The 16,702-nt window shown below is 58.8% G+C and carries 19 protein-coding genes; 1 reads left to right on the top strand and 18 read right to left on the bottom strand.

All coding sequences use genetic code 11. The features are described 5' to 3' along the window. Nucleotides 1-30 precede the first annotated feature (30 nt). The 17 genes from UB90_RS07415 to ruvC form a co-directional block, all read right to left on the bottom strand. Nucleotides 31-1,707, bottom strand: a complete 1,677-nt coding sequence (locus UB90_RS07415; protein WP_009178184.1) for a formate--tetrahydrofolate ligase — start codon at nucleotides 1,705-1,707, stop codon at nucleotides 31-33. Between the two features lie 176 nt (nucleotides 1,708-1,883). Further along, on the bottom strand, nucleotides 1,884-2,465 hold the full coding sequence (locus UB90_RS07410; protein ID WP_065324294.1) for an MOSC domain-containing protein: 582 nt from the start codon (nucleotides 2,463-2,465) through the stop codon (nucleotides 1,884-1,886). A gap of 68 nt (nucleotides 2,466-2,533) precedes the next feature. Beyond that, the gene (locus UB90_RS07405) at nucleotides 2,534-3,235 is read right to left on the bottom strand and encodes a hypothetical protein (protein ID WP_227512050.1); all 702 of its coding nucleotides are present in this window, start codon (nucleotides 3,233-3,235) and stop codon (nucleotides 2,534-2,536) included. A gap of 182 nt (nucleotides 3,236-3,417) precedes the next feature. After that, nucleotides 3,418-5,331, bottom strand: a complete 1,914-nt coding sequence (ftsH, locus tag UB90_RS07400) for an ATP-dependent zinc metalloprotease FtsH (protein WP_005628012.1) — start codon at nucleotides 5,329-5,331, stop codon at nucleotides 3,418-3,420. Between the two features lie 89 nt (nucleotides 5,332-5,420). Beyond that, the gene (gene tilS, locus UB90_RS07395) at nucleotides 5,421-6,701 is read right to left on the bottom strand and encodes a tRNA lysidine(34) synthetase TilS (protein ID WP_065324292.1); all 1,281 of its coding nucleotides are present in this window, start codon (nucleotides 6,699-6,701) and stop codon (nucleotides 5,421-5,423) included. After that, nucleotides 6,692-7,546 (bottom strand): tetratricopeptide repeat protein, encoded by an 855-nt coding sequence (locus UB90_RS07390; RefSeq protein ID WP_050774601.1) that lies wholly within the window; start codon nucleotides 7,544-7,546, stop codon nucleotides 6,692-6,694. The genes tilS and UB90_RS07390 overlap by 10 nt, the downstream gene beginning before the upstream one ends. 5 nt (nucleotides 7,547-7,551) lie before the next feature. After that, nucleotides 7,552-8,052, bottom strand: a complete 501-nt coding sequence (gene pal, locus UB90_RS07385) for a peptidoglycan-associated lipoprotein Pal (RefSeq protein WP_005628003.1) — start codon at nucleotides 8,050-8,052, stop codon at nucleotides 7,552-7,554. A 103-nt stretch (nucleotides 8,053-8,155) separates the two neighbouring features. After that, a complete protein-coding gene (tolB, locus tag UB90_RS07380; protein WP_065324291.1) occupies nucleotides 8,156-9,481 on the bottom strand; it encodes a Tol-Pal system beta propeller repeat protein TolB in 1,326 nt (441 codons plus the stop codon). Next, the gene (locus UB90_RS07375; protein WP_065324497.1) at nucleotides 9,478-10,617 is read right to left on the bottom strand and encodes an energy transducer TonB; all 1,140 of its coding nucleotides are present in this window, start codon (nucleotides 10,615-10,617) and stop codon (nucleotides 9,478-9,480) included. Before UB90_RS07375 ends, tolB begins: the two co-directional genes overlap by 4 nt. A 13-nt stretch (nucleotides 10,618-10,630) precedes the next feature. Beyond that, complete coding sequence (tolR, locus tag UB90_RS07370; protein ID WP_005627994.1) at nucleotides 10,631-11,119, bottom strand: protein TolR; 489 nt, start codon at nucleotides 11,117-11,119, stop codon at nucleotides 10,631-10,633. Nucleotides 11,120-11,122: 3 nt separating this feature from the next. Further along, nucleotides 11,123-11,818, bottom strand: a complete 696-nt coding sequence (gene tolQ / locus UB90_RS07365; RefSeq protein WP_005627991.1) for a protein TolQ — start codon at nucleotides 11,816-11,818, stop codon at nucleotides 11,123-11,125. Nucleotides 11,819-11,932: 114 nt separating this feature from the next. Beyond that, nucleotides 11,933-12,319 (bottom strand): tol-pal system-associated acyl-CoA thioesterase, encoded by a 387-nt coding sequence (gene ybgC, locus UB90_RS07360; protein ID WP_005627988.1) that lies wholly within the window; start codon nucleotides 12,317-12,319, stop codon nucleotides 11,933-11,935. After that, nucleotides 12,316-12,981 carry a hypothetical protein gene (locus tag UB90_RS07355; RefSeq protein WP_065324290.1) on the bottom strand — a complete coding sequence of 222 codons (666 nt, stop codon included), beginning with the start codon at nucleotides 12,979-12,981 and terminating at the stop codon, nucleotides 12,316-12,318. Before UB90_RS07355 ends, ybgC begins: the two co-directional genes overlap by 4 nt. A gap of 87 nt (nucleotides 12,982-13,068) precedes the next feature. After that, nucleotides 13,069-13,371 carry a nucleoside triphosphate pyrophosphohydrolase family protein gene (locus UB90_RS07350; RefSeq protein WP_227512049.1) on the bottom strand — a complete coding sequence of 101 codons (303 nt, stop codon included), beginning with the start codon at nucleotides 13,369-13,371 and terminating at the stop codon, nucleotides 13,069-13,071. Between the two features lie 16 nt (nucleotides 13,372-13,387). After that, on the bottom strand, nucleotides 13,388-14,407 hold the full coding sequence (ruvB, locus tag UB90_RS07345; RefSeq protein WP_005627980.1) for a Holliday junction branch migration DNA helicase RuvB: 1,020 nt from the start codon (nucleotides 14,405-14,407) through the stop codon (nucleotides 13,388-13,390). Nucleotides 14,408-14,419: 12 nt separating this feature from the next. Beyond that, nucleotides 14,420-15,109: a Holliday junction branch migration protein RuvA gene (ruvA, locus tag UB90_RS07340; protein WP_065324288.1), complete on the bottom strand. Its 690-nt coding sequence runs from the start codon at nucleotides 15,107-15,109 to the stop codon at nucleotides 14,420-14,422. Continuing rightward, a complete protein-coding gene (gene ruvC / locus UB90_RS07335) occupies nucleotides 15,106-15,603 on the bottom strand; it encodes a crossover junction endodeoxyribonuclease RuvC (RefSeq protein WP_065320956.1) in 498 nt (165 codons plus the stop codon). The genes ruvA and ruvC overlap by 4 nt, the downstream gene beginning before the upstream one ends. Nucleotides 15,604-15,974: 371 nt before the next feature. On the opposite strand from ruvC, the gene UB90_RS07330 reads away from it, so the two are divergent. After that, nucleotides 15,975-16,193 carry a DUF1127 domain-containing protein gene (locus UB90_RS07330; protein ID WP_005621115.1) on the top strand — a complete coding sequence of 73 codons (219 nt, stop codon included), beginning with the start codon at nucleotides 15,975-15,977 and terminating at the stop codon, nucleotides 16,191-16,193. 116 nt (nucleotides 16,194-16,309) lie between these two features. Here UB90_RS07330 and UB90_RS07325 read toward each other — a convergent pair whose 3' ends face one another. Continuing rightward, entirely contained in the window at nucleotides 16,310-16,657 is a 348-nt protein-coding gene (locus UB90_RS07325) for a hypothetical protein (RefSeq protein WP_225261739.1), read from the bottom strand. Nucleotides 16,658-16,702: the final 45 nt, after the last annotated feature.

Here is a 16,702-nt window from a genome sequence, read left to right as displayed (position 1 = left end):
CCCCGGGCCGCAGATTGCCCATTTCGAGCCTTAGAACAAGCCTTCGATCAGACCTTCTTCGTTTAGGCGGATGCTTTCCGCCGCCGGGGTGCGTGGCAGACCCGGCATGGTCATGATCTCGCCGCAGACAACCACGATGAAGCCAGCACCTGCCGAAAGACGTACCTCACGCACCGGAACGGAGTGACCAGTGGGTGCGCCGCGCAGGTTCGGATCAGTCGAGAAGGAATACTGGGTCTTCGCCATACAGACCGGCAGATGACCGTAGCCCGCCTCTTCCCATTCTTTCAGTTGGTTGCGGATCTTGGCATCAGCCAGAACCTCGTCGGCGCGATAAATGCGCTTGGCGATGGTTTCGATCTTCTCAAAGAGCGGCATTTCGTCCGGATAGAGCGGACCAAAGTTCGCGGTGCCGCCTTCGACCAATTCAACCACTTTTTCCGCCAACGGTGCAGAGCCCTCAGAGCCAAGCTCCCAGTGACGGGACAGAACCGCCTCAACGCCGTGGGAGGCCACGTATTCCTTCACCGCGTTGATTTCTGCGTCGGTGTCGGTGACGAAGTGGTTGATCGCGACAACCGCCGGCACGCCAAAGGATTTGACGTTCTCGATATGGCGGCCAAGGTTCGCACAGCCGTTTTTGACCGCATCGACGTTTTCCGCACCAAGGTCGGCTTTGGCCACGCCACCGTTCATTTTCATTGCGCGTACAGTTGCGACAACCACCACCGCAGATGGAGCGATGCCCGCTTTGCGGCACTTGATGTTCATGAACTTTTCAGCGCCAAGATCGGCACCAAAGCCCGCCTCGGTAACAACATAGTCGGCGACTTTCAGCGCGGTCTTGGTCGCGATGACAGAGTTACAACCATGTGCGATGTTGGCAAACGGGCCGCCGTGTACAAAGGCGGGGTTGTTTTCCAGAGTCTGCACGAGGTTCGGCTGCATCGCGTCCTTCAGGAGCACGGTCATCGCGCCTTCGGCCTTGATGTCGCGGCAATAGACCGGGGTCTTGTCGCGGCGATAGGCCACGATGATGTCGCCGAGACGCTTTTCCAGATCCTTCAGGTCGTTTGCCAGGCAGAGGATCGCCATGACCTCGGAGGCCACGGTGATGTCAAACCCGGTTTCGCGTGGGAAGCCGTTGGACACACCGCCGAGCGACGCGGTGATCTGGCGCAGGGCGCGGTCGTTCATATCGACCACACGACGCCATGCAACGCGGCGGATGTCGATTTCCTGCTCGTTGCCCCAGTAAATGTGGTTGTCGATCATGGCCGACAGCAGCGAGTGAGCGGAGGTGATCGCGTGGAAGTCGCCGGTAAAGTGGAGGTTCATTTCCTCCATGGGCACAACCTGCGCGTTGCCGCCACCGGCTGCGCCGCCCTTCATGCCGAAGTTCGGCCCGAGGGACGCTTCACGGATGCAGATCATCGCGTTTTTGCCGATGCGGTTCAGGCCATCCCCCAAACCCACGGTGGTGGTGGTCTTACCCTCGCCCGCTGGCGTCGGGTTGATCGCGGTCACAAGGACCAGCTTGCCATCCTGATTGCCCTGCACGGAGTTGATGAACTCTTGGCTCACCTTCGCCTTGTCGTGGCCATAGGGCAGAAGGTCTTCGGTTTTCATACCCAATTTGGCGCCGATTTCCTGAATCGGGAGCTTGTTCGCCGCGCGGGCGATCTCAATGTCACTCTTATAGCTCATAGCCTAGTTTCCTAGATGTGGAGTTGCAGGGCCCGGTGGCGGACACCGAGAATGACTCTACGATTAGCGAGTCTGAAACAAACCGCGCCATTGGTTTCCGACATAATTGCGATCCAGAACGTCGCGGGCCCTTTTCCCGAAACTATCGAAACAGGCCGAGATGCCATGCGGGGTCTTCAGTGCTCGCCGACCCAGGCTGGTTGATCGGGCACAAACAGGCGCAGGCTATCGCCGCGTTTCAGCTGTCCGGGACGTTCAACCCATGCGGTGACACCGCGCCGATTCTCGGCTGCTGTCTTGAACTTTGGTCCAAACCCGGTGTGATCTTTCTCAATCTCCCGACCCGGCAGGACACAAGGGCGATTCTCGATATCAACCGTAAGCGTCACCCCATCAGACCCCTGCAGTCGGGCCGCTGGCGGCACATGGGTAAAGTCGGGGATGCCACGCAACACGATGGTCGCTCCCAGATGTCGCGGATCAAGCTGCGCCAAGCCCATATCCGCGGCGATCAAAGCAAGCTCTTCCTCAGAAACAATGGTCACCTGACGGGTGTTACGAATTTCGGTGCCGGGTGTGTAGAGATTTTTCACCCGCACACAGGACGGCCGCTGGGCTCCTTCGTGCCGCTCACCCGCAACACCGCTGAAACCGAAGTCCAACATGTCGCGGGCCTCGGCTTGAATACCGGCATTTGCGGGAACCATGCCCAACCAAGTAATCTCACCCAAGAACTCGGTTTCACGTAATACGGGCATGTCGCTGTCTTTCTGCTGTCGAAATATGCGGGCAGTCTAGACAAAGTTTCACCGACAACAAGGCGTGATCATGCTTTCTTATCTCGCCAAATTTGCGCTCCAACGAGACAGATTGACCATGCCACAATTGCCGCAGCGAAGAGCTCCAGCAGCTCCTCATAGACCATCGCGGTCTCTATAAGCTGCGGATCGAGCGTCACACCGAAATCCGCAAATTTACGCCCGATGCCGTCGATGCTCTTGGCCACAACGATGGAACCAACAGCGAAGACGCCGCCCCATGCCCATGCACTCAGATGCCGCAGGCCCGTCATCAGAATGGGCACATTTACCCGTAGCAATCGCCACAGCACGATCAGCACCAAGAGAATGACAAGTCCGCCGATGGTCTTCTCCCAAAGCGGCGCATCCCCCGAGTAGAGGCGTAGCTGCAAAATGCCTTCGCTTAGGAACCGCTTGTCGAAATCCAACTCGCGGGCGCACAATAGCGAGAACAACATCGGAACCTGCCAGTGCTTTCGCAGTGCGGATAGCGTGGCAAAATAGAACACCATGATTGCGCACAGCGCCCAGAGCGCGGCTGAGACTTTCTCAACCGGGCCGTCCTCATGCAAGCCAGAGTGAAAAGGCGTGTAATAGAAAGCAGTCGCCAAAACTGCAAATCCGACGCTAGCAGCAATCAATGCTGAAAACGCAACCGGCGCAGAAATGATTTTTGTCGCATGACCTGCCTGAGAGCCAGTCGCCACATGGGTCGTGTTTGAATGCATGAACGCACCAGAAATAGAAAAGCTTCTGATGTAAATTTGAACTGCGTGGTTCAGTTTCAAGGCCCATGTGACAGTTTAGTGACAACGCTCACGCCGAAGTGAATGGCGCCTTCGCTGCAAAACGAAATAGCCGCAGGGACGCTGCGGCTATTTCTTCATTCATCACACACAGAGACCTGCCGTTACGAAGACGGCTCCGGCTCCATATCCCCTTCGGGCGGGGATTTCTTAGGCTTGGCCTTCGGAATTGCCGTGACAGAAGTCGCTCCGGTATCCGCATCATCATCGGCGTCATCGTCCGCCTGCGGCGGCTCACCGTTCATTACACGTTTGATCTCTTCTCCGGTAAGGGTTTCATATTCCAGAAGACCCTGCGCCAGACGCTCCCACTCGTCTTTGTGCTCTTCCAGGATCTGATATGCACGTTTGTAGGCGTCCTCGATGAAGCGGCGCACCTCTTCCTCGATCAGTTCCTTGGTGTTGGCAGAGACGGAGAACCCGGCGGTATTCCCAGAGTAGCCCTCATGCGCTTCGGCGTAGTCGATATTGCCGACCTTGTCGGACATGCCCCAGCGCAACACCATCGCTCGGGCCAACTGGCTGGCCTGCTGGATGTCGCCTGCGGGACCGTTGGAGACGTGACCTTCGCCGTATTTGATGATCTCGGCGGCCTTGCCCGCCATGGTCATCGCCAGCTTCTGTTCACATTCATCCTTGTGCCAGTTCAGGCGGTCCATTTCTGGCAGACTCACCACCATACCAAGCGCGCCGCCCCGGGGAATAATGGTCGCCTTATAGACCGGATCGCACTCGGGAAGTTTCAGCCCCACAACGGCGTGCCCTGCCTCGTGGTATGCGGTCTTTTCCTTCTGATCGGCGGTCAAGACCATGGAGCGGCGCTCCGCCCCCATCATCACCTTATCCTTGGCGTTCTCGAAGTCTTCCATGGTGACAAAGCGGCGCCCGACACGCGCGGCCATCAGCGCGGCCTCATTGACCAGGTTCGCCAGATCCGCACCGGAGAAACCGGGGGTACCACGTGCGATGATGCGCAGGTCCACGTCGGCGCCCAGCGGTGTTTTGCGGGCGTGCACACCGAGGATTTTCTCGCGACCTTTGATGTCGGGGTTGCCGACGGTCACGTTGCGGTCAAAACGACCGGGACGCAGCAGGGCCGGATCGAGCACATCCTTGCGGTTCGTTGCCGCCAGAATAATGACGCCCTCATTGGCCTCGAAACCGTCCATTTCAACCAGCAACTGGTTGAGGGTCTGTTCACGCTCGTCATTGCCGCCGCCATAACCGGCACCACGATGACGGCCCACGGCGTCGATCTCGTCGATAAAGACAATACAGGGCGCATTCTTCTTGGCCTGCTCGAACATGTCGCGCACGCGGCTTGCACCAACACCGACGAACATCTCGACAAAATCGGAGCCGGAGATGGTGAAGAACGGCACACCGGCCTCACCCGCGATCGCGCGCGCCAGCAGTGTCTTACCCGTGCCCGGAGGGCCCACAAGCAGCGCACCTTTGGGGATCTTGCCGCCGAGACGGGAGAATTTCTGCGGGTTGCGCAGGAATTCCACGATCTCTTCCAGCTCTTCCTTGGCCTCGTCGATGCCAGCGACATCGTCAAAGGTGACGCGACCATGCTTCTCGGTCAGCATCTTGGCCTTGGACTTGCCAAAGCCCATGGCACCGCCTTTGCCGCCGCCCTGCATGCGGTTCATGAAATAGATCCAGACACCGATCAGCAGCAGGAACGGCAGAAGAGTCAGCAGGAACGACTGGAAGGTCGATTGCTGCTGTTTTTCCGCGCGCACGGGAATGTTGTTGTCGATCAGCATCTGGGTGACTTCGGCGTCTCCCGGCTTGATCGTGGTGTAGCTCTGGCCATCGGAAGTCGTGTAGCGAACCTGTTCGCCATCCAGCGTCACAGTGCTGACGTTTCCACCGTCAACGGCGGTCACGAATTCCGAATAAGTCTTCTCGCGGCTCTGTAGTGTGCTGCCGGACCCGCTGAACAGATTGAACAGGGTCACAACGAGCAGGAACAGAACTACCCAGAAGGCGATATTGCGTGCGTTGCCCAAAATGGCTCTCCCAAGAATTCCAAGGACGCCACGGCACTAGCACGCGACGACCATCAGTTGCACCTAAAATAAGGATGATTTGGTCAGGTTCAATGCGATAAAGCGGGTCGTTCCCATGTCTCGGGCCGTCGGATTGCCGCAGCAGCCCAGTCTGAGCGCTCCTCAAGCGGTGGAACGGCGATCAAGTTCGCATCCTGCCACACCGACGGGAGCGACTTTAGCAGCTCTCGCGGGGCCTCATATTGACGCCAATCGTCGATTGAGACGAGCCCATCTTCACCAAGCGCGCGAATCTCCACCTGCTGCGTCCAATCCTGTGGTGCGGAAATTGCCCACGCCGCGTCCCACGAAATATGTTTGCTGGCGCTTGGCAAATACGAGAGACCGACTTGACGCACTGCCGCATACTCACGGCCGATCCAGATCTGACTACCGCGAATGACGATCTGGCAGCCTTGCAAGGTCACGCCACGGCCGTCTTTCAAAGCCTGCAATGCATCCAGAACTGGCGCGCGTCGTGGCGGGTATTCTGCACCGTTCACATATGCGATTGCTGCCAGCAGCATGCGGCGGGCCAATTCATCGTCAAGGGTGGTAAAGCCTGTATGATCAAGCACAACCATGCCCAGACGCACCTGTCCAAGCGTCGCGGCTGCCGCTCGCATCGCGGCCTCAAGGGCATCATCAGCCATCCGCATATTGTCAGCCACCGCCGTCAATGCGTCTACGGTCAGGCCAATAGGTTCCAGTGCTTTCAGTGCATCGCGAACGCGGACGCGCTCAAATTTCATATCGAGATTGGAAGGATCGTCGACCCAGTTGATTTCACGGGCAGTCAGGTAAGCGCGCAGATCGCTGCGACGAACTCCGAGCAAGGGACGCAAAATCTCGATGCCGTCCCGATGGTGGCGCGATGCCATACCGGACAAGCCGGCCACACCAGAGGCGCGCCGCAAACGCATCAAAAAAGTCTCGGCTTGATCGTCTGCGGTATGGCCGACAGCAACCGCTTCAATTTCACGCGCAGTCGCCCACTCCCCTAGCAATCGATAGCGGGCGGCGCGGGCTTCGGCCTGAAGATTCCCAGATTGAGCAGGATGCTGCCATGTCAGAATGTCATGCGACAACCCGAGATCTGCGGCCTGCTGTGCGACCCCTCGTGCCTCGATCAGCGAATCGGTACGGAGGCCATGGTCCACAGTGGCGATCGCAAGGTCTGCACCGCTCTTGCGCGCCAGTGCCGCTAGCAAATGCATCAACGCAACGGAATCGCTGCCACCGGAGACAGCGATGCCGAGCTTTGAGGGCAATACACCGATACGGGCCCTGATCTCAGCGATCAGGGCCTCTTCTGTCGGCGTCAGGAGCACGCCAGTTTAGACCGCTCCGCCTCTGCAGCGGTCACCGCAGGATCATTGGGGAAGCGTACGGCGACTTCTGCCAGCGTGATGCAAGCCTGATCGGTCTGTCCCAAACGCCCAAGCGCAGCGCCCAGTTCGAACAAAGCTTCGGGTGCAATGGCGCCAGCGGTATCACCGGTGAAAGCCGCTAGGTAGGAACGCGCAGCTTCGCGGGTGTCACCCAACCCGTCCTGCGCCTTGCCAAGACCAAAATCTACTTTGGCGGTCAGCGGGCTTCCCGGGTAGGCAAGCTTGAAATTCGCAAACCGATCCGCAGCGGCCTGATAATTTTCAGCTTCCAGATCGCTCATCGCCAATTTGTAGTCGGCCTCTTCACCAACGGCGAGTTCACCGCCCCCCGGGAGCGCACTACTCTCGCCGCCAGTGGCGGGCAATGTTGCCTGTCCAGTATCCGTCTCTCCCTCGACATCACCACCCAGGGTGGTGGTCTCTCCGAGCTTTGACAGGTCTCCGCCTTCCAGTTCGACAAGACGGAATTCTAAATCGCCAATCCGGTTGGTGCCGTCTTTGACAATGCTCTGGACGCGATGCTGCAATTGTTCCGTCTTGGCCGTAAGCCTTTGCAGCTCCGCCTCAATCGCCGTTACGCGATCCAGAACGGACGACCCTGCCAGCGACGCGGACGGCGCGCCCGTAGTCGACAGCTCCCGATTGAGACGCTGTACTTCCACATGCAGAACCGTCAACTCCTGACGGATATCCGCCAAGGTTTGCTCCCTGTCCTGCGCCACGCCGGGGATGGCGCTGACCGCAATCAGCGCCGACGCCAGCAAGATCTGCCGCAAGTTACTCATCCGTCTCAGCTCACTGCGCCACCCGCCAGCACGGTCACCGCGCGACGGTTTTTGTTGTAGCAGCTTTGTTCAGAGCAAATCTCGATCGGGCGCTCTTTGCCGTAGGAGACCGTCTGAATACGGCTGGCTGCGACGCCCTGAGAAATCAGGTATTCGCGTGCAGAGTTCGCACGGCGCGCGCCAAGCGCGAGGTTGTATTCACGGGTGCCGCGTTCATCCGCGTGGCCTTCGATGGTCACCACATAGGCCGGGTTGGCCGTCAACCAGCGCGCCTGACCGTCAAGGATCCCCTGCGCCTCCGGCGAGATGCTGGACTGGTCTACGAGGAACAGCACGCGATCGCCGATGGCTTCGCGGAAATAGGCCGGGCTGGACGGGTCTGCCGTGCTACCGCCACCGATGCCAGTGCCGCCATTGCCAGCGTTGGTGTCATCCCAACGTGCATCAGAACAGGCCGCAAGGGCGAGGCCCGCGACCAGAAGGATTGCTTTATTGATACCGCTCATTTGAAATCGCCTCGTGTGATCGGACATTTCTTACCGAAGTGTTAGCACATTGTACCCGACCGCGCCACGGGCTTGCACGCGTGGTATGCGGTCGGGCGGTTCATTAGTTTTGCAACGGGGACCAAGACGGGTCAGATGCGCCGTCCGGGGTTTTTACGGGTTTCAGGTTACGCCCGGAAATATCCACCGAATACAGCCGCGCCTGACCGCTGGCACCTTGGGTTTCACGGGTGAACATGATGACCCGGCCATTGGGCGACCACGTCGGCCCCTCGTCAAGGAACGATGCGGTCAAAAGACGCTCTTCGCTACCATCTGTACGCATGACGCCGATATGGAAACGGCCCGCGTTCTGTTTCGTAAAGGCGATGTAATCGCCGCGTGGGGACCAGACCGGAGTGCCATAGCGCCCCTGTCCAAAGCTGATCCGCTTTGCTTCGCCCCCGGACACCGGCATCACATAAAGCTGCGAGGTCCCTGAACGGTCGCTCTCGAACACCAGTTGACTTCCGTCGGGCGAGAAAGATGGAGCGGTCTCAATCGAGGGCGCACTGGTCAGCCGCTGAGGGTTGCCCGAGTTGATATCCATCGAGAACAGGTCCGTATTCCCACCTGCGGATTGAGAATAGACAATGGTGTGGCCATTGGGCGCAAATCGGGGCGCAAAGCTCATGGAGCCGTTCCCTGCCGACAAAATCCGGCGCTGCACCCGCCCCACATCCAGAACATGGATCTGCGGAAAGCCGCTCTCATAGCTGGTATAAAGCACCCGGTCACCGGTGGGCGAGAACCTTGGGGCAAGCACGATCGACGCAGAATTGGTCAGATACTGCACGTTGGCCCCGTCGTAATCCATGATGGCAAGGCGTTTCTTGCGGTCATCCTTCGGGCCGGTTTCCGAGACAAAGACAACACGGCTGTCAAAATATCCGCTCTCCCCGGTCAGGCGCGAATAGATCGTATCCGCCACCTTGTGACCAATGCGACGCCAGCCATCGGTGGTACCGGAAAGCTGCAGGCCCGACCCCAGTTCTTGCCCGGCAAACACATCATAGGCGCGGAAACGCACGGTGATCCGGTTGCCGGACAGGCTGACCGAACCGGTAATCAGCGCCTGTGCGTTGATCGCTTTCCAGTCGGTGAAATTCACCGCCGCATCAAAGTCTGTGTAGGGCGAGATATAGGCCACTTTGGGGATCTCACGGAACAGGCCTGAGCCGACCAGATCCTCTGCAATCACCCGGGCAATATCTGCCGAGTATTGCGCCGCCGCAGGAGATTCGGCGATGAAATCGGGCACCGCAAAGGGTAACGGCTCAATCACCCCATCGGTGATCTCAATCCTGAGCGGCCCGTCCTGTGCCTGCACCGCCCCAACGGGCAGCAGCATCGCAAGGCCAAGGAGTACTGTCGCTATCGCGTTTCTCATCTGATCCGCATTCCTTCGGGATTAAATGTCATCTCAATATCACGCCACTGCGCATATTTGTCAGCCGGAAGATCAAATCCTCTTGATCCACAGCGGATGATTGCGCGGCGCGCGGCCTCATAGGCCTGCTTTGCTGAGCTGTCAGATCCGCCGGAGCTGGACAGCATGCGAATTGAACCGATATCCGGCATACCTTCACGAGAGAGCGTAACACCAACGACGACAGATGTGCGCAATGCTTCGCTGGACAATGAGCCAACGTTCCAACATTGCGACACCGCGACCCGCAGCGCATCTTTCTCTCCCCGCGTCATAGGTGGACCAGAAGGCTCTGGTGCTTCCACTTCGCCCGATCCCGCCAGCGCCTCAGCCAGCGCATCATCCACTGCAGAACTCTCAACCTCCGGGTTTGGTTCCGGCGACGGAGTCGTTTCTTCTTCGCGTGCAGCGGTTTGCGTTTCAGCCTCAGGCTGAGGCTGCGGGCGATTCGGACGCGTTCTTGGACGGACGCTGGCCAACGGGGCTGTGGGTTCAGCATCATCTGCTTCGGCCTCAGTTACGATCCGGTCGCTGGCCGCCTCGGGGGCGGTTGCTTCTTGAACCGGTTGATTGGCTTCAGCCCCCGCATCAGGTGCAACCTCTTCCTGCACCACATCGGAAATTTGCGTGTCGGGGTCGGGTGGGCGCACGGGCTCCGGCGCAACGCGATCCGTTTGCTGCGCGGTTTCAGGCTCTGCTGTCTGCGGCAGATCGGTCACAATCTCGGGGACATCCGGCGCATCGGGTATGATGCTCGGCACCTCTGGCACAGGTTCTGGCGCAGGCGGTTCTGCCTCTGCGTCTTCTGCCGGTGTTTCAATCGGCTCTGGCTGCACGGGTGGCTCTGGCGTCGGCGTTGGACGCTCCGGAATTGCAGGTGTGCTCTCCGTGACAGCGGGTTCTTGCGGCGCAACAGGTTCTTCGGCCACTTCAGGTGCCGCTTGCTGCTCGCTCAACCGGGCAAACTCCTCAGCCGAGATAATTGACACATCCTGACTTTGGAATGGCAACGGCTCGGGATTGAGCCACCCACCCACAAGCGCCCATGTGATCAGGAGACCGTGCCCTGCTACAGAGATCTTCGTGCCGGTTTGCACATTATCACCCGTATTACTCGCCCGGAGCGGCAGGCCGCCCGTCGAACGCAGGTCCACCTGTATCCGTCACCAGACCCACATTGGCAAATCCGCCCGCATTGAGTGCACCCATCACCTGCATCACATCGCTATAGGCAATCGCCCCATCCGCGCGCAGATAGACCCTGTCGGACGCGCGCTCAGCGGCGATCGCACGCAGGCGTGCAACGAGTTGATCCCGCTCAACCGGAGTCGTTTGGATCTGGATGTCACCAGAGGCCGTCATTGTTACAGTGAGCGGCTCTTCGTCGTCCCCCGACAACGCGCCCGCCGCCGTCTTTGGCAGCTCCACGGGAACGCCCACGGTCATCAAGGGCGCTGCCACCATAAAGATGATGAGCAGCACCAGCATCACGTCCACGAACGGCGTGATATTGATTTCCGCCATCGGCCGGGCACGAGAGCGCCGCCGACCACGCCGACGTCCACCGCCCGCGTCTTTTTGCTGAACCGCTGCACCCATGGCTCAGCTGTCCAACTGGCGCGAGAAGATCGTGGCAAACTCGTCGGCAAAGGCCTCGTAGCCGCCAATAATCCGATCCGAATCTGCAGAGAGCTTGTTGTAAAAAATAACCGCCGGAATGGCCGCCAGGAGCCCCAAGCCCGTCGCCAAGAGGGCCTCGGCAATGCCCGGCGCCACCACGGCAAGGTTGGTGTTTTGCTGCTCTGCGATCTCTATGAAGGCATTCATGATGCCCCACACGGTCCCAAAGAGACCAATGAAGGGCGCGGTAGAGCCAATGGTCGCAAGAATTTGCAACCCACCTTGCAGGCCTTCGCTTTCCTTAGAGATCGCCACATCCATGGACCGGTCTATGCGCGCCTGTGCTCCGGGGATCAGCGCGCCATCCGTGCGGTGACTGCGACGCCATTCGGTCATGCCAGCAGCAAATATGCGTTCGGAATGCCCTGACGGATCTGCTCCGATGTCCTCATAGAGTTCATCCAGCGGATTGCCTGACCAAAACGCGCGTTCAAACACCTGCGCTTCACGCCGTGCAGACCGATAGGTGATCAGTTTTTGCGCGATAATTGACCACGACCAGATCGATGCCCCGATTAGCATGATCATCACTAATTTTACAGTGAGCGTCGCCCGCGCGAACAGCCCCCACATGGAGAAATCAATCTCCTGTGCCAGTGCCAGAGTTTCTGCTTCCATTTGCCTGCTCTATAGCCAGTTGCCACGTCGTTTTGGTTGCGCGGCCTAATTGGGGCGGACGCTAGCGCAAAACAAGCGCCATTGCCAAGGAAACAGGGGGATTGCCGCCTATTGTTACAAGGATGCGCGAACTTCTGCCGGAAGACGCACCGGTTTGCCGCTGTGCATATCCATACAGACAGCTGTCACCTTGGCACGAAACAGCTCGCGCCCCTCTCGCCGGACAATTTGCGACATAGTCAGTCGGGCTGTGGTCATTTTCTCAGGCACGGTTTCCACGGTAAGCTCATCCTCAAACCGTGCAGGCGAGAGGTAATCGGCCTCAATTCGGGTCACCACCCAGACGATGCCAGCATCGCGCATCGCATTTTGATCGACCCCCAAACGGCGCACATAGTCGCTGCGTGCGCGCTCGATGAACCGCAGGAAATTGGCGTGATAAACAACGCCACCCATATCGGTGTCTTCGTAATATACCGTGATCGGGAACTGATGGGTCATACCTTACCGTCCGCGTTCTCTGACTGCGGCGCTTGCAGCCTCGCATAGAGCCTCAGCGCATGACTCGCGTCTTGCGCCGCCACAGGCATCATCCGATCGTAGGCGGCGGCAATCACCCCCGCGATCTCCGGGCGCAGGATCGTATTGCCATTCTCCGGCAGAACCGCCAGCGGCGACACCTCGGCAAAGGCACGCTCACCCCACAAGAGCATCACCTGCACCGCTTGGGTCAGCGCGAGTGTTTCCGCGGGGACTTCTGCCATCGCACCTTTCATACGCAGAAATACAAATGCCGCTTGAATGGCACCCTGATCGTCAAAGCGGAATGCGCGGTACTGGCTGGCATCTTCCTTTGCGAGACGGTTCACAAGCGGGGCAAGCCCGGGAATCATGCGATCGAGGTCTGGAACCTCCAGCAATTCCCCCCACTCCCGGAAGAAGAAAAACATCAGGTTCGCGCCGAGCTCAGGATCTGTTTCTGCCATCTGATGCCCTGCGAGCGTGACCACAGCCTCAACCGCACCTTTGACCGTCACCAAGGTCTCATCGGTGACACCAAAGACGATGGGAGCAATCGGGCGTCCCCAACGGGCAAAGGCATAAGCCCCGTCTTCCCGGGTAAACAGCGCCTCGATTTCCTCTGGCAGCAGGAGTGCAGACATGTGCGGCCTCGTCATATTATTCGCTCGTCGGGCGTTTGTACGGGCGTGTCAGGACTGCAGCAAGGGGGAAGTCTCTTTGCCTTCCCGTCACTTATCCTCAGTCAGGTAAGCACCCCATTTGCGCTCAAACGCTGCACCCGCATCAACGCCTTGCCAGTCCGCAAACAACAGCAAGAAGCCAAGAAGGTCTGCAACCTCATTTTCCAGGTCGCTTTTGCTGCCGTCCTTGCGAGTCTGCCCCGCAAGGCTCAGGTAAGCAGATGTCACTTCGCCCAGCTCTTCGGTCATTTTGCCCAGATACCACGCAGCATCCCGCGTAACGCCAAAACGCCGGGCATAGAGGTCAGAAACCTGCTTTGCGGCACTGGTTAGCTGGGTGAGATCCTGCACAGTGCGCTCCTGATTGTCATTCAAAGAGATCGTTTTGCGATTTCGGTGGTGCAATACCGAGATGTTGCCATGCCTTTTGTGCCAACATCCGTCCACGCGGCGTACGCTGGATCAGCCCTTGCTGCAGCAGATACGGCTCAATGACCTCCTCAAGCGCGTCGCGACTTTCGCTCAATGCAGCGGACATTGTCTCAATGCCGACAGGGCCGCCGCCATAATTCTCGGCAACCAGTCGCAAATAGCGCCGGTCCGCACCATCCAATCCCAGTTTGTCCACACCAAGACGCGTCAGCGCACCATCCGCCAGCTCTCGGGTGATCGTTCCATCGCCCTCGACAACCGCAAAGTCCACCACGCGGCGCAAGAGCCGCCCAGCGATCCTTGGGGTGCCGCGCGCGCGCCGCGCGATCTCACGCGCCCCTGCATCGTCAGCAGGAGCACCTAATTTGCGGGCATTGCGGCTGACGATCTCAAAGAGTTCATCCACAGTGTAAAACTGCAGCCGCGTCGGAATCCCGAACCGGTCCCGCAACGGCGTGGTCAAGAGCCCCATGCGCGTCGTTGCCCCTACCAGTGTGAAAGGCTGCAGCTCAATGCGAACCGTACGTGCCGCAGGCCCCTCGCCAATCACCAGATCCAGCTCGAAATCCTCCATTGCCGGATAGAGAACTTCTTCAACGGCCGGATTCAGGCGGTGGATTTCATCAATGAACAACACATCGCGCGCCTCAAGATTGGTGAGGATCGCAGCCAGATCGCCCGCCTTTGCAAGCACCGGCCCGGAGGTCATGCGAAAGTTCACGCCCAACTCGCGCGCCACAATCTGCGCAAGCGTCGTTTTCCCAAGCCCCGGCGGGCCATGAAACAGGGTGTGATCCATCGCCTCACCCCGCCGGCGGGCAGATTCGATAAACACCCGCAGGTTGGCGCGCGCCTCCGCCTGACCGATGAATTCGCCAAGACCCTGCGGGCGCAAGGCGCGGTCGTTGTCTTCGGGCAGCGGATCGGGGCGCAGGGTGGGGTCCGCGTCAATCATTCACTCGTTCCCTCAGTCTTTGGGTGCCAGCAAACGCAACGCTGCGCGGATCAGCTCTGCCTCGCCTGCTTCGGGATTATCGGCAGCCGCCTCAGCCACCGCACCTGCGGCATCAGAGGGGCTGTAACCAAGGTTGCCCAGTGCCGACAGGGCGCCAGCCGATGCGGCCGCCGCGCCGGTGGGGGCTTTGGGGGCGGCTTTGCGCGCGGGTTTCACCGGCGCATCTGAGGTTGGCTCGACCACCGCCTCCAGATCCGGCCCCTCCAATGCCTCGGTAATCGTACCACCCATTGCCATCACAGACGGGGCTTTGTCCTTGAGGTCCAGAACGATCCGTTGTGCGGTTTTAGGGCCGACCCCTTTGGCCGCTTTCACCGCAGCCCAATCTCCCAGCGCAATCGCGCGACTAACGCCTTCGGGGCCAAGCGCACTCAGGATTGCCAGTGACACCTTAGCGCCAACGCCCTGCACCGACGTCAGTAAACGATGCCATTCCTTCTCCACCAAGGAGGTGAACCCAAAGAGCTGCATCAAGTCTTCGCGCACCAGTAACTCGGTATAGAGTTGGACTGCCTCACCCACGGATGGCAGGCTCGCGAGCGTGCGGTCAGAGCAATAGACGATGTAGCCGACGCCACGCACGTCGATCATCACATGGTCGGGTGCCCTATACTCAAGCCGCCCAGTCAGTTTTCCGATCATGCGCCTACCTCTTTGAGTCGTCGCTGGTTGCTGCCTCCGTAATAGGCATGACAGATCGCAATCGCCAGTGCATCCGCCGCATCCGCGCCTTTGGGGGCACAGCCCGGAAGTTGCAGTTTGACCATATGCAGCACCTGTTCCTTTTCGGCATGACCGACGCCAACCACCGTCTTTTTGACTCGGTTGGGCGCATATTCCCCGGTGGGCAGTCCGGCCTTGGCCAATGTCAGCAAGGCCACACCTCGCGCCTGACCGAGCTTGAGCGTGCCAGCCCCGTCCTTGTTCACGAACGTCTGTTCAATCGCAGCTTGATCCGGCTGATAGGCGTCAATGATCTCGGTGACCTGATTGTGCAATGACAACAGCCGTTCTCCCAGATCATCTCCGTCAGAATGGCATAGTCCATTGGCAACATGGCTGAGACGCGCGCCATTTGATTCGATGACGCCCCATCCAAGGGTTCTGAGCCCCGGATCGATCCCAAGTATTCGCATCTCACTGCCCGATTTTTGTGTCTGGTTCTTACAATTTGGTGATCCGATTAGCACAAAACGCGAACACATCCAATCTAATTCGCCTTTCGTCCAATCCGCCGAACACGCCGCACTTCGATGTTTTGGTCCAGAAGCTGGCCGAAATTTTGCGATTTATGAAACAAATACGACGCGCCGAAACGCAGTAACGACACCAATTCCTGCAAAAGGCACAGAAGGCGTCAAACCCCTTATTCGCAGGGCTTTGAGACATGCAAAAATCGCATGGGTCGCATGCAATTTCACCCCTTGCGAGAGCAGATTTCGACCTCTATTTGCCGCTCACCCGCACCAAAGCGGACAAACGGATAGCACTCAGAAAGACACTAGATATGGCTGCAATCGACACCACTCGCACCGCGCAAGGCACCTCCGGCCTGATCGGCCGTATCGGCGCTCTTGTTCACACCACATCTGCCAAACTCATGGCATGGAACGACGCCCGCCTGACCCGCAAAGCGCTGAGCGCGCTTTCGGATCGGGAACTGGCGGATATCGGCCTCTGCCGTGGCGACATCGACCAGATCAATTCAGACTCGCCGCTGGTCTGACAGAAAGCATCAGGTCATCTGTCATATTTGGCAGGTCCAAATGAAAACGCCGCGTTCCGGATAGCCCGGACGCGGCGTTTCTATCTCTATCAGGGTAAAATGACCCTGTGATGCTGTCAGCGCAGCAATGGTCGCAATTCTTCTGCGATCCGATAAGAAACCGGGTCTCGCTGCATCAGGAACGCACCACCGCGCTCAATCATCGACCCTTCACCCAGCTGCGCCACACGATAATCGTAGCTCGCGTACCCAAGCGCCGCCATCAGGAAAGCCTTAAACATCAGGCCAACCACGACAAACAGTATGAAGACCTTTCCGGAAATTCCGGAACGGACGACTTTCTGTGGCTCGACAACAATCAGCCCATCCGAACGCATACGCGCTCTGAAACCATGCGCAGCTTTGGCATGTTTTCGATCCAACTGACGAAGTCGGTTTCGAAACTCCGCGTGTTGATGGTTCATAAAACGTAACTCCGAACTGGCCCCCACCAGCGGATGAAAAGAAGT

Source organism: Tritonibacter mobilis (assembly GCF_001681715.1).
Lineage (GTDB): Bacteria > Pseudomonadota > Alphaproteobacteria > Rhodobacterales > Rhodobacteraceae > Epibacterium > Epibacterium mobile.
The sequence above is the reverse complement of the archived record's forward strand: the minus strand, read 5'-3'. Positions and strand labels throughout refer to the sequence as shown.

Excerpts from the sequence above, each read along its gene's own strand:
- ybgC (WP_005627988.1), bottom strand. The coding sequence starts at position 12,319 with ATGACCCATCAGTTCCCGATCACGGTATATTACGAAGACACCGATATG.
- UB90_RS07410 (WP_065324294.1), bottom strand. The coding sequence starts at position 2,465 with ATGCCCGTATTACGTGAAACCGAGTTCTTGGGTGAGATTACTTGGTTG.
- UB90_RS07415 (WP_009178184.1), bottom strand. The coding sequence starts at position 1,707 with ATGAGCTATAAGAGTGACATTGAGATCGCCCGCGCGGCGAACAAGCTC.
- UB90_RS07325 (WP_225261739.1), bottom strand. The coding sequence starts at position 16,657 with ATGAACCATCAACACGCGGAGTTTCGAAACCGACTTCGTCAGTTGGAT.
- UB90_RS07390 (WP_050774601.1), bottom strand. The coding sequence starts at position 7,546 with ATGAGTAACTTGCGGCAGATCTTGCTGGCGTCGGCGCTGATTGCGGTC.
- UB90_RS07355 (WP_065324290.1), bottom strand. The coding sequence starts at position 12,981 with ATGTCTGCACTCCTGCTGCCAGAGGAAATCGAGGCGCTGTTTACCCGG.
- ruvA (WP_065324288.1), bottom strand. The coding sequence starts at position 15,109 with ATGATCGGAAAACTGACTGGGCGGCTTGAGTATAGGGCACCCGACCAT.
- pal (WP_005628003.1), bottom strand. The coding sequence starts at position 8,052 with ATGAGCGGTATCAATAAAGCAATCCTTCTGGTCGCGGGCCTCGCCCTT.
- tolQ (WP_005627991.1), bottom strand. The coding sequence starts at position 11,818 with ATGGAAGCAGAAACTCTGGCACTGGCACAGGAGATTGATTTCTCCATG.
- tolB (WP_065324291.1), bottom strand. The coding sequence starts at position 9,481 with ATGAGAAACGCGATAGCGACAGTACTCCTTGGCCTTGCGATGCTGCTG.
- ruvB (WP_005627980.1), bottom strand. The coding sequence starts at position 14,407 with ATGATTGACGCGGACCCCACCCTGCGCCCCGATCCGCTGCCCGAAGAC.
- UB90_RS07330 (WP_005621115.1), top strand. The coding sequence starts at position 15,975 with ATGGCTGCAATCGACACCACTCGCACCGCGCAAGGCACCTCCGGCCTG.
- UB90_RS07405 (WP_227512050.1), bottom strand. The coding sequence starts at position 3,235 with ATGCATTCAAACACGACCCATGTGGCGACTGGCTCTCAGGCAGGTCAT.
- tolR (WP_005627994.1), bottom strand. The coding sequence starts at position 11,119 with ATGGGTGCAGCGGTTCAGCAAAAAGACGCGGGCGGTGGACGTCGGCGT.
- ruvC (WP_065320956.1), bottom strand. The coding sequence starts at position 15,603 with ATGCGAATACTTGGGATCGATCCGGGGCTCAGAACCCTTGGATGGGGC.